Raw genomic sequence first — 12,152 nt, 5'->3', positions numbered from 1 at the left:
TTGTCTGCGATACCCGGGCAAGATTGGGGGCGGGTTATATATGGGCTTTTACCCTGAAGGATCCGACCCTGCGTCAGGCATTATCCTGACCGGGACGACATCTCACCATGCACTGGCTGCCGGCCGAAACCGACCGAACGAGCACATGCGGGCACTAAAGCGCTTGAACAACTTCTCTAGTCTGCCAGAATTGCGGCTATTGCGCCAATCCGGCTGTTTCTTCTCCGACTGCTTCTTCTTCGGCCGCTTCTCGCAAAGCACCGTTCACCGGCAAGTCAACGTCTCCCAGTCTAGCGCAGTGGCCAACCCCGGGAAAACCGGCATCGGCGGCATGCAGCCGGCTGCTAGGACCGGCCGTCCCGGTTAGCCCGCCGGATCCGTTTGGCACGGTCGATCTCGCGCCGGAAACTGCGCCTGCCCCACGCGACGCCGCCGGCCACGGCCGCCGCGACGCCGAGAATAATCACTAACTCCATTTGTCGATGATAGGCCAGCCCGCCGCCGCCCCCTAGCTTCCGTTCTGGTCGGCGGCCTCAGCCCGTACGCGGGTGAGGCGCCAGACCGCCAGCGCGATCAACGCCGCCGCGAGCAGCGCCAGGAGCAGGAACGTATAGCCGCGCAGGTACCAGAGCACGGCCAGCGCCACGCCTGCTGCGCCCCACACGGTGAACAGACGCCTGTTGGTCAGGACGCCGAATCCCAAAAGCCCGGCATGGGCCAGAAGCGCCCACACCTGCTCGGTGGTATCTGCACTGAGAATACTGCTGATCCCCGTGCAGGAGAGCAGCCCTGCCGAGACCGCCAGGACAGCGGTGCCCCGCTGCGCGCGGCCCCGGCGGTACTCGTAGGCGGCAAGGGCGGCCAGGACCACCACCCAGTACTGCACGAACCAGAACCAGCCGGCGCCGTCGACGGCGTACCAGATGACCCGCTGCACCGAGAGCGCAGCCACCAGCGCTGCGGCTTCGCCGGCAGCTTCCCGCCGCGCCCGGGGAAACTCCCGGACCGCGGCTGCCAGGGCAGCGACGAGGATCACGGATCCGTACACGGCCGAAATATGGTCGTACGGCATCGCTGAGATGCCGGCTCCGGCAGCAATGACGGCGGCTCCCGAACTGAGGATGCCCCGGCGGAGCATCGTGTCTGCGGTCTGCGGCAGGACCGACAGGACATAGCCGGCTGCATAGAGAAGCAGGGCAGCCGCGAATCCGGTCCCCAGCCGGGCGGCTGCGTCGTGCGGCGCAGCGCTCAGGACATCCCGCACGAGCCAGGACTGGATGATGAAGGCTGCAACCGGCACCAGAGCCACCGCCGCTGCGGTCAGCCACGGAAGCCGCCGGGTGAAGGAAACGGTAAGGACGCCCGCGGCAGCCAGCAGCACGCTTATCCCCGTGAGCAGCCTGTTCCCGTCCAGCTCGGCCAGGATCAGGGCCAGGAGGCAGTACAGCGCCCCGCCGGCGAGCAGCGGATTGCGGACAGCGGTTCGGATGGCGCTGCGGCTTTCCGCAGCCAGGGCCGCCGCCCCAAAAACCAGTAAGAGAACACCGGCAGCGGCAAGGTTCATGGGCGCCGGCTCTTCAGACCTGTTGCCAAGAGTCCCGGAGGCGCCAAACCCGAACACGCGTGTCAGGGCCAGCGGCAGCATGCCGAGGGCATATACGGCGGGGTACAGGATCCCGGCGTTCCAATCCGCCACGCTAACCGTCACGGACATGCCCAGCAGCAGGGACAGGGAAATCACGACCACGGAGCGCCGCGCATCGCCCTCCGCGGCAGCGGCGTACGCCAGGGGCAGCAGCGTCAGCACCCCGGCGCTCCCCCAGAGTGCGGTCTTTCCCAGCTGCCGCAGCCCCGTTCCGGTATGCAGGCCCTGCAGCAGCGTCCGCACCACCTGCTGCCCTGCCACGGAAACCGCCACGGCGATACAGGTCCCGTGGATGGTCAGGTCCAGATCTGCCGCCACCAGGGCCGCCAACGCTGTCAGCAGGACCTGCCCCGCCAGCAGGTAGCTGCCCCGCATGCCGGCCCGCGCACCGCGAACCACCATGAACGCGCAGTATCCGAGTGCTGCCGCTGCGAGCACTTCATAGCCGCGGACGCCGAGCACACCGGCGCCGATAACGCCCGCAGCCGCAAAACCCGCCGGAGCGGCCCACTGCAGCCAGGACCCCTCTGAGGTGCGCCGCAGCGCCAGCGTCGTCAGCACGTTCGTTCCCAGCGCAGCGAACAACACTCCTACGGTAAAAACGGTCGCCGGAGCCTCAGACAGCCGCAGCCATACCGTCAGCACCGCTGCCAGCGCTGCGGCCGCAGCCAGTGATCCGTCAGGGGACGGAACAGGTTTGCCTGCCGCCCTTCGTGCGGTCACCGACAGCTGGATGAACAGTGTACTGCCGGCTGCTATGACCAGGAGCAGCGGCTGCATCCAGGGAAGCTGACCGGCCGCCAGCACCTCATAGGCCAGCGGCAGGAGCACCAGCACTCCGGCACTTCCCCACTGGGCCGCAGGTACCAGCTGGCCCATGCCCGCACCGGCGAACCTGTCCTGCAGGAGTATGCGCAGCAGTTGCTGCACGGCAACGCACAGCGCCACGGCAATGAACATTTCATGCACCGTGAAGTCCAGGTCCGCCGCCGCCAGCGCCGTCAGAACCGTCAGCAGCACCTGCCCGGCCAGCAAATAGCCGCCCCGCCGGTCCGCCCGTGCCAGGCGCACCGCCATCAGCCCGCAGTAAACAAGCGCGGCAGCAGTGAGGACTTCGTATCCGCGCAGGTCCAGCAGCCCGGCGCCCGCGGCCGCAGCCGCGGCAAAGCCGGCCGGGCCCACCCATTCCAGCCACGGCCGTTCTTCGAAGACCCGGCGCAGCACCAGGGAGGTCACCACGTTTACCGACAGCGCGGAGAACAAAACAACCAAGGTCACGGTCATTCCCGGCTGTTCCGTAAACCGCAGTCCCGGCGTCAGCATCGCCGCCAAGACGGCCGCGACAGCAACCACAGCGCCTTCCCTGCGGGCCGATGCATCCGTCCCGGCTGCGCTCCGGCGGGCTAGGACGTACACGGAAATGAGCTGGTTCAGCAGCACGGCGGCAGCGGCCGTGAACAACGACCAGGTCCAGGTTTCACGGGCGCCTGCTCCTGCGGTCTCCAGGACTGCCAGCGACACCACGGGGGCCAGCACGACCGCTGTGCCCCTCACCCACAGCAGGAAATTCTCCTTCGCCGGTCCGGAGCTGCGCGCCGCACCAATGCCGTAATACCCGGCCAGGATCGCACCCAGGATTACCGCCGGCCACAGCGTGCCCGTCTCTCCATTGAGCCGGGCCAGGAGGCCGAGCATGGCCGCACCGGCCGGCACAGCGTTGGGGATGGCTTCGATTTTCGAGGCTCCGGCCATGCAGGTCAGCAGCACGGCCGCGGCAGTGGCGGTGAACAGGAGCTGGCTTGTGCTCCCTCCAAGCAGGATTCCCGCCGCTGATTGGGCCGCAGCCAGCCCGGCCAGTATCTGAAGGACGATCACGATCACATAGTCGGAGATAAAAAACGGTGTGCCGCCCAGCGCCGAGTACCTGCTGCGCAGGACCAGTAGCCCGGCGGCCTGCACGAGCAGCAGTACCGAGGAGGCCAGGACCGCTGCTGCGGAATCGTCCGTCACCATGTAGGCAAGAACGGTTAGGCCGACAGTGGCCGCAGCCCGAAAACCGTAGCTGCTGTACAGCCGCTCCCTGCCGCGGGCCTGCAGGAAGAGGACGGCGTAGTAGCCGGAGAAGGCCAGGAACAGAAGGGAGAACTGCCAGCCGCCCAGTTCCACTGCTGTCAGCAGGCCCACCCCTGCCGCGGCAGGGACCAGGAAGCGGTGGGACTGGATAAAGGCGTCTAGATAGATGTTTCGCAGCCACGCCGGGCGGCGCATGGCCGCAAGTGAAACGGCCGTGGCCAGGAGCACTGTAAATAGGAAATACCACATGATGCCGGACCGCATGGAGGCGCCGGAGGCAAGCGCCGTGGAGAGCAGGAACGTCATGGACAGGTACGCGACCACCCGGCTGTCCAGCCGGGCCGCAGCGTAGGCATAGACTGCCGTGCCCACAACGGAGGTCACCAGCCACGCCGTGGGCGCATCGCGCAGCACGAGGTTATGCAGGGCCAGCCCGACCACCGGGATGAGGGCCAGCCCGGTCCCGGTGAAGGCGACCGCAGCGGGACGCAGCCGCCGGCTCCGGGCGTGGACCACCAGTCCACCGGCGTAGAACAGACCGGCCACCAGGGTGACGCCGGCAAACCTGGCGCCCTCCGGTATCGCCAGGCCAATGAAAAGCGATGCGGCGGCGACGAGCAGCAGGCACGCGGCATACAGCGTGATGTTAATGTTCCGCAGGTCCCGGCGCCGTTTGCGGGTCTCCTCTTCAGCCGCACGTCTGGCCAGCTCCTCGGCGGACGGCGGCTGGACCGGTGCAGGTCCGGCAGGCTGGAGATCCGGGGCGCCCTGCCCGGCGCTCTCCTTGAATGCTCTATCCGGCACCGCAGGTCCTGACAGTGCGGGGGTCGACGGCGGCGGAACGGCCGGTGCCTGCGGTGGAAGTCCAAATGCGGAGGAAGGACCAAACGCGGACGGCGGGCTGAAGGCGGCGGGCGGGCTGAAGGCGGCGGGCGGGCTGAAGGCGGCGGGAACGTTTACCCGCTCCCCGGAACGGGCTGAAGCGGCAGCACTGCTGTAGCCGGCCCGGAACCCGTCGTCGTACGCCCGGGAGACGGCGTCGGCAGCTGCCTCAGGCTGGGCTGCAGCGGATCGCCGCGACGCAGCAATGCTGCTGCAGAACCAGCCGACGCCGAAACCACTGCCCGCCAAGATGAGCACCACCACCAGTATCAACGTGCCCATAGCGTGAGAACCCCCCGGTTATACGACTGCAGCCTGCACCACATCCTAGGGGCGGTGGGAGTGATTTCCGGGCTCCGGCTCACCCTGTGGACAACCACGGGGAAACCACCGGCCCGGCGTTCCGCAGGAGCGGGCCGAAAAAGCAAGAAGTCCCCGCTGCCAGTGGCAGCGGGGACTTCTTTTCAGTTCGTGACCGGCCGCAGGGACCGGCAACTCACCGAAGATTCAGCAAGTAAGGAAATTACTTGATGATCTTGGTGACACGGCCTGAACCAACGGTGCGGCCGCCTTCGCGGATAGCGAAGCCGAGGCCTTCTTCCATGGCGATCGGCTGGATGAGCTCAACGGTCATCTCAGTGTTGTCGCCGGGCATAACCATTTCCGTGCCCTCGGGCAGGGTGATAACGCCGGTTACGTCCGTGGTACGGAAGTAGAACTGCGGGCGGTAGTTCGAGTAGAACGGGTTGTGGCGTCCGCCTTCATCCTTGGACAGGATGTAGACGTTGGCTTCGAAATCGGTGTGCGGGGTAATGGAACCCGGCTTCACGATAACCTGGCCGCGCTCTACGTCTTCGCGCTTGATGCCGCGGAGCAGGAGACCACAGTTCTCGCCTGCCCATGCTTCGTCAAGCTGCTTGTGGAACATCTCGATACCGGTAACCGTGGTCTTCTGGACCGGACGGATGCCGACGATCTCGACCTCGGAGTTGATGGCGAGGGTACCGCGCTCGGCGCGGCCCGTAACAACGGTTCCACGACCGGTGATCGTGAAGACGTCCTCGATCGGCATCAGGAACGGCTTGTCCTTGTCGCGGATCGGGTCCGGCACGTTGTTGTCAACGGCTTCCATGAGCTCTTCGACGGAAGCAACCCACTTGGGGTCGCCTTCCAGAGCCTTGAGGCCGGAGACGCGCACGACGGGAGCGTTGTCGCCGTCGAATTCCTGGGAGCTCAGCAGTTCGCGAACTTCCATTTCAACGAGGTCCAGAAGTTCCTCATCGTCAACCATGTCGGACTTGTTCAGTGCGACCAGCAGGTAGGGAACGCCAACCTGGCGGGCCAGCAGAACGTGCTCGCGGGTCTGTGCCATCGGGCCGTCGGTAGCGGCAACCACGAGGATTGCGCCGTCCATCTGAGCTGCACCGGTGATCATGTTCTTGATGTAGTCAGCGTGACCGGGGGCGTCTACGTGTGCGTAGTGGCGCTTCTCGGTCTGGTACTCGATGTGCGAGATGTTGATGGTGATACCGCGCTGGCGCTCTTCAGGTGCAGAGTCGATAGCAGCGAAATCGCGCTTTTCATTCAGATCAGGGTACTTGTCAGCAAGTACCTTCGAAATGGCAGCGGTCAACGTCGTCTTTCCATGGTCAACGTGACCAATGGTGCCGATGTTGACGTGCGGCTTAGTCCGCTCGAACTTTGCCTTCGCCACGGGTTCCTCCTAGAAAGGTTGAAGACTCAATCTTCAACAGCGCTTCTCGCTGCTGAAACTGATGTAAGTCTACTGGGGGCTGTTTATTTGATGAAATTGCCGTATTTCCGCAGCAGCCTGGCGAGGCCGCTCAGTTTGGCTATGCAGCGGGCTTCCGGCCGGGGCCTTGGCCCGCTGCACACGGTGCGGTGTTCCGAAGTTTCCCCCGGAACACCGACCAGGGTTTTATTCGCCGCGCGTCTTCTGGATGATCTCGTCGGCAACTGCCTTCGGGACCTCCGCGTAGCTGTTGAACGACATGGAGTACACAGCACGGCCCTGCGTCTTGGAACGCAGGTCGCCGATGTAACCGAACATGCCGGACAGCGGTACGTGAGCACGGATGACCTTTACGCCTGCGGCGTCTTCCATGGACTGCATCTGGCCGCGGCGGGAGTTGATGTCACCAATTACTTCACCCATGTATTCCTCAGGGGTGCGGACTTCAACATCCATCAGCGGTTCGAGCAGGACAGGGTTCGCCAGGCGTGCGGCTTCCTTGAAAGCCTGCCGTCCGGCGATCTTGAACGCCATTTCCGAGGAGTCGACGTCGTGGTATGCACCGTCAAGCAGGATTGCCTTGATGCCCACCACGGGGTAACCGGCGAGCACACCGTCAGTAAGCGCGCTCTGGATGCCCTGGTCAACGCTGGGGATGTATTCACGGGGAATACGGCCACCGGTGACCTTATTGTCGAACTCGTAGAAGGTTCCTTCGGAAGTGTCCAGCGGCTCGAGAGCAATCTGGACCTTTGCGAACTGGCCGGAACCACCGGTCTGCTTCTTGTGCGTGTAGTCATGCTTGGCCACAGCGCGCTTGATGGTTTCGCGGTAGGCAACCTGGGGCTTGCCCACGTTAGCCTCGACGCGGAATTCGCGGCGCATGCGGTCAACCAGGATGTCCAGGTGCAGCTCGCCCATACCGGCGATGATGGTCTGGCCTGTGTCCTCGTCGAGGGAGACCTGGAAGGTCGGATCCTCTTCGGAGAGCTTCTGGATGGCCGTGGAGAGCTTCTCCTGGTCACCCTTGGTCTTCGGCTCGATGGCCACGGAAATCACGGGCTCCGGGAAGCTCATGGATTCCAGCACGATCGGGTTCTGAAGGTCGCACAGGGTGTCCCCGGTGGTGGTGTCCTTCAGGCCGATGGCCGCGTAGATGTGGCCCGTCGTGATCTCGTCAACCGGGTTTTCCTTGTTGGCGTGCATCTGGAAGAGCTTTCCGATGCGCTCCTTCTTCTGCTTGGTCGCATTCATGACCTGGGCGCCGGAAGCAGCGTGACCGGAGTACACGCGGATGTAGGTCAAACGGCCGAAGAACGGGTGCGTAACAACCTTGAACGCCAGTGCGGAGAACGGAGCGTTGGCATCAGCGGCGCGCTCGAGAATGATCTCTTCGTCGCGGATGTCGTGGCCCTTGATGTTCGGCACGTCAAGCGGGTTCGGCAGGTAGGCGACGACGGCGTCAAGCATCGGCTGTACGCCGCGGTTCTTGAACGCAGAGCCGCACAGCACCGGGTAGACCAGCGAGTTGATGGTCAGGTGGCGGATGCCGGCCTTGATTTCCTCGGTGGTGAATTCTTCGCCTTCGAGGTACTTGTTCATCAGCTCGTCGCTGGCCTCGGCAACAGCCTCGATCAGCGCGGCGCGGTACTCTTCAGCCTTTTCCTGAAGATCGGCCGGGATGGGCTCGATCTCGTACTTGGCGCCCATGGTGACATCACCCTTGGAGTCGCCGCGCCAGGTCAGGGCACGCATTTCGACGAGGTCGACAACGCCCTCAAAGTCGCTCTCGGCACCGATGGGCAGCTGGATAACCAGCGGCTTGGCACCAAGGCGGTTGATGATGGTGTCTACGGTGAAGTAGAAGTCAGCGCCGAGCTTGTCCATCTTGTTGACGAAGCAGATGCGCGGAACGTTGTACTTGTCGGCCTGGCGCCAAACAGTCTCAGACTGCGGCTCCACGCCTTCCTTGCCGTCGAAGACAGCGACGGCGCCGTCGAGCACGCGCAGGGACCGCTCAACCTCGACAGTGAAGTCAACGTGACCCGGAGTGTCGATGATGTTGATCTGGTTGTTGTCCCAGTAGCACGTGGTTGCTGCGGAGGTAATGGTGATACCCCGCTCCTGCTCCTGTGCCATCCAGTCCATGGTGGACGCACCGTCGTGGGTCTCACCAATCTTGTGGTTCACACCGGTGTAGAACAGGATGCGTTCGGTGGTGGTGGTCTTGCCGGCATCAATGTGGGCCATGATGCCGATGTTGCGGACCTTGTTCAGGTCGGTAAGCACGTCAAGTGCCACGGTTTCTCCCTTATTTGGTGTTTGCCGGTTCGACTGCGTTTATCTGCTTCCGGCCCTGCACCCCGCCGCAGCGGGATACAGGGCCTGAAGAGCGGCCGCCGTCGGCCAGGCTTTTTACCAGCGGTAGTGGGCGAAGGCCTTGTTGGATTCGGCCATCTTGTGGGTGTCTTCGCGGCGCTTCACTGCAGCACCGAGACCGTTGGAGGCATCCAGGATCTCGTTGCGCAGACGCTCGGTCATGGTCTTCTCGCGGCGGGCCTTGGAGTAGCCAACCAGCCAGCGCAGAGCCAGTGCAGTTGCACGGCCCGGCTTGACCTCGACGGGAACCTGGTAGGTGGCGCCGCCAACGCGGCGGGACTTGACCTCAAGGCTCGGCTTGATGTTGTCCATAGCCTTCTTCAGGGCTGCAACGGGGTCTCCCCCGGTCTTCTCCTGAGCGCCGGCAAGTGCACCGTAAACGATGCGCTCTGCGGTGGACTTCTTGCCGTCAACGAGAACCTTGTTGATCAGCTGAGTGACCAGAGGGGAGCCGTAAACGGGATCCAGAACTAGCGGCCGCTTGGGGGCCGGACCCTTGCGGGGCATATTACTTCTTCTCCATCTTCGCGCCGTAACGGCTGCGAGCCTGCTTGCGGTTCTTGACACCCTGGGTGTCCAGTGCGCCGCGAACGATCTTGTAACGAACACCGGGCAGGTCCTTCACTCGACCGCCGCGAACGAGGACGATGGAGTGTTCCTGCAGGTTGTGGCCAACGCCGGGAATGTAAGCGGTTACTTCAATGCCGCCGTTGAGGCGCACGCGGGCAACCTTACGGAGCGCAGAGTTCGGCTTCTTCGGGGTGGTGGTGTAAACGCGGGTGCAGACACCACGGCGCATGGGGCTTCCCTGAAGGGCGGGAGCCTTGGTCTTGGAGACCTTGGGTGACCGGCCCTTGCGGACCAGCTGCTGAATCGTAGGCACTTTCGTGTTCTCCGTTTTTTCTCGAGATAACTTCTCTTGGTTGCATCGCCCCGCTGTCAGCTGTTGGAACAGCCGAGGGCGACGCGCTTTAAGTCGTCGTTGCCGCAATGCCCCGAGAAGTTCCGATACTCGCGCCGAAATCGACCGTAGGCGTGCAAAAGTGTGGCATTCGTTGCACAGGAACCCTGCAACCCGGAAACAGGCCCGCTCTACGAAGCTCCCGAGGGATTTCGTGAACGTCCTTCATCCACTGCCACACAAACAATTGATACTCAGTCTAGCAGACTTAAGCCTGAGCTCCCGCCGGTGCGGCCGAAGTCACATCCGGACCTCCGCCCAGTACCGGGCGATACCGGCCGGAAGCGGGCTTCAAGCCTATCCGCGGGCTGCAAGTGCGGCAGTGATCTTCTCCGACGCCTCTTTAAGGGCCGGCAGCACTCCTGCAACGGCTTCTTCCAGACTACTCTCCCCGGCGCCCAGAGTTGCCTGCATGGAGGTATTTATCGCTGCGATCACTTCTCCCCCGGGGCCGCGGACCGGAACCGCAACGGACCGCAGCCCGGATTCCAGTTCCTGGTCAACCACTGCCCAGCCGGCCTCCCGGATCCGGAGCACCTCGGCGCGCAGAACCGCGGGGTCGGTAACCGTCCGTTCCGTGAACGGCTCGAGCCGCACCGTGCCCAGGTACTCCTCCAGCGCCGCGTCTGGCAAACCTGCCAGCAGGACGCGGCCCATGGACGTGGCATAAGCCGGGAAGCGGGTGCCCACGGCAATGCCAACCCGCATCAGGCGGCGGGTGTGGATTCGAGCCACGTAGACAATGTCGGGGCCGTCCAGGATGGACGCCGATGTGGATTCGGAGATCCGGCGGGACAGGTCCTCCAGCAGCGGCTGCGCCAGCTGGGGCAGGGTTTGGCCCGACAGGTAGGAGTAGCCCAAAGCCAGCACCAGTGCGGTGAGCTCGAAGTGCCGGCCGTCCGTGCGCACGTAGCCCAGTTCTTCCAGCGTGAGCAGAAAACGGCGGGCCGTGGCACGCGACAGGCCGGTGCGGCGGGACACCTCGCTTAGGGTCATCTGCACGTGGTCCGCGTCGAAGGCCCGGATGACGCTCAGGCCGCGGGCCAGCGACTGTACGAACTGGTCGCTGGCCGGTGCCGTCTCGCTCACGTGTCCCCCATGTTTTCGGTTAGTGCTGGCTGTCATCCGCTGCGCGGATCAGCGGGATGTCCATCTTTGCCGCCAGTTCCTCGAACGTGGTTCCGAAGGTGTCACGGACGCGGACGCCGTCCTCCTTCAGGAGGAAGACCGCTTCATTAGTGTAGACGCGGGTCACGCACCCGACGCCGGTGAGCGGATAGCTGCATTCCTTCACCAGCTTGCTCAGGCCGTCCTTGGTAAACAGCGACATCATGACGTAGACGTCCTTGGCGCCGGTGGCCAGGTCCATGGCACCGCCCACTGCCGGGATGGCATCCGGGGCGCCGGTGTGCCAATTGGCCAGGTCCCCGGAGGCAGAGACCTGGAAGGCGCCCAGGACACACACGTCCAGGTGCCCGCCGCGCATGATCGCAAAGGAGTCGGCGTGGTGGAAGTACGCGGCCCCCGGCAGCTCGGTCACCGGGATCTTTCCGGCGTTGATCAGGTCCGGGTCAACCTCCTCCCCGGAGGCTTCGGGGCCCATGCCCAGCATCCCGTTTTCGGTATGCAGGGTGACGTGCTGTTCCGGCCTCAGGTAGTTGGAGACCAGGGTCGGCTGGCCGATGCCCAGGTTCACGAAGGAGCCCGGGGCGATATCGGCCGCGACCAGCGCAGCGAGGTCGTTCTTGCCCAGCTTTTCGGTTCTGTTGCTCATGCTACTGCCGGCGCTTTCTCCCGGTCCACACGGACCAGGGTGTTGACGTAGATTCCCGGGGTGACCACCACTTCGGGGTCCATTTCCCCGCTAGCGACAATTTCGCGGACCTGCACAATGGCGGTCTTCGCGGCGGCGGCCATGATCGGACCGAAGTTCCGGGCGGTCTTCCGGTAGACCAGGTTTCCCGCCTCGTCGGCGCGCAGTGCCTTGACCAGCGCGAAGTCAGCGTGCAGCGGGGTTTCGAAGACGTAGCCGCGGCCGTCGATGAGCCGGGTTTCCTTGCCTTCGGCCAGCGGGGTGCCGTAGGCGGTGGGCGTGAAGAACCCGCCGATGCCGGCACCGGCGGCCCGGATGCGCTCAGCCAGATTGCCCTGGGGCACCAGTTCCAGATCAATCTCCCCGGCCCGGTACCTGGAGTCGAAGATCTGTGAGTCCGACTGGCGCGGGAAGGAGCAGATGATCTTCTTTACCCGGCCGGCGCCGATCAGGGCGGCGAGGCCCTGTTCTCCGTTACCGGCGTTGTTGTTGACGACGGTCAGGTCCCCGGCGCCCTGGCGCAGCAGCGCCTCGATGAGTTCCACCGGCTGGCCGGCCCGGCCGAAGCCGCCGATCATAACGGTGGCGCCGTCGTGGATGGGCGCAACGGCCTCATCGACGTCCTGCACAATGTTGAGCACGGTTA

The 12,152-nt window shown here is 64.4% G+C and carries 9 protein-coding genes; all 9 read right to left on the bottom strand.

Annotation, left to right across the window (positions count from 1 at the left end; translation table 11 throughout):
- Window positions 1–344: 344 nt before the first annotated feature.
- Window positions 345–476, bottom strand: a complete 132-nt coding sequence (locus WKB88_RS04630; protein ID WP_341393389.1) for a hypothetical protein — start codon at window positions 474–476, stop codon at window positions 345–347.
- 32 nt (window positions 477–508) lie between these two features.
- Window positions 509–4,882, bottom strand: a complete 4,374-nt coding sequence (locus tag WKB88_RS04625) for a hypothetical protein (protein WP_341393388.1) — start codon at window positions 4,880–4,882, stop codon at window positions 509–511.
- Between the two features lie 241 nt (window positions 4,883–5,123).
- A complete protein-coding gene (tuf, locus tag WKB88_RS04620) occupies window positions 5,124–6,314 on the bottom strand; it encodes an elongation factor Tu (protein WP_341393387.1) in 1,191 nt (396 codons plus the stop codon).
- Window positions 6,315–6,539: 225 nt separating this feature from the next.
- Window positions 6,540–8,654 (bottom strand): elongation factor G, encoded by a 2,115-nt coding sequence (gene fusA, locus WKB88_RS04615; RefSeq protein WP_341393386.1) that lies wholly within the window; start codon window positions 8,652–8,654, stop codon window positions 6,540–6,542.
- A 114-nt stretch (window positions 8,655–8,768) separates the two neighbouring features.
- Entirely contained in the window at window positions 8,769–9,239 is a 471-nt protein-coding gene (rpsG, locus tag WKB88_RS04610; RefSeq protein ID WP_104052741.1) for a 30S ribosomal protein S7, read from the bottom strand.
- A 1-nt stretch (window position 9,240) separates the two neighbouring features.
- Window positions 9,241–9,615: a 30S ribosomal protein S12 gene (gene rpsL / locus WKB88_RS04605; protein ID WP_104052742.1), complete on the bottom strand. Its 375-nt coding sequence runs from the start codon at window positions 9,613–9,615 to the stop codon at window positions 9,241–9,243.
- Between the two features lie 375 nt (window positions 9,616–9,990).
- Entirely contained in the window at window positions 9,991–10,818 is an 828-nt protein-coding gene (locus WKB88_RS04600; protein ID WP_445818867.1) for an IclR family transcriptional regulator domain-containing protein, read from the bottom strand.
- On the bottom strand, window positions 10,802–11,467 hold the full coding sequence (locus WKB88_RS04595) for a 3-oxoacid CoA-transferase subunit B (protein ID WP_341393384.1): 666 nt from the start codon (window positions 11,465–11,467) through the stop codon (window positions 10,802–10,804). The genes WKB88_RS04600 and WKB88_RS04595 overlap by 17 nt, the downstream gene beginning before the upstream one ends.
- Complete coding sequence (locus WKB88_RS04590) at window positions 11,464–12,147, bottom strand: 3-oxoacid CoA-transferase subunit A (RefSeq protein WP_341393383.1); 684 nt, start codon at window positions 12,145–12,147, stop codon at window positions 11,464–11,466. The genes WKB88_RS04595 and WKB88_RS04590 overlap by 4 nt, the downstream gene beginning before the upstream one ends.
- Between the last annotated feature and the right edge of the window lie 5 nt (window positions 12,148–12,152).

Origin of the sequence: Arthrobacter sp. G119Y2 (assembly GCF_038069765.1) — a bacterium.
In the GTDB taxonomy this organism is placed as follows: domain Bacteria; phylum Actinomycetota; class Actinomycetes; order Actinomycetales; family Micrococcaceae; genus Arthrobacter_B.
The sequence above is the reverse complement of the archived record's forward strand: the minus strand, read 5'-3'. Positions and strand labels throughout refer to the sequence as shown.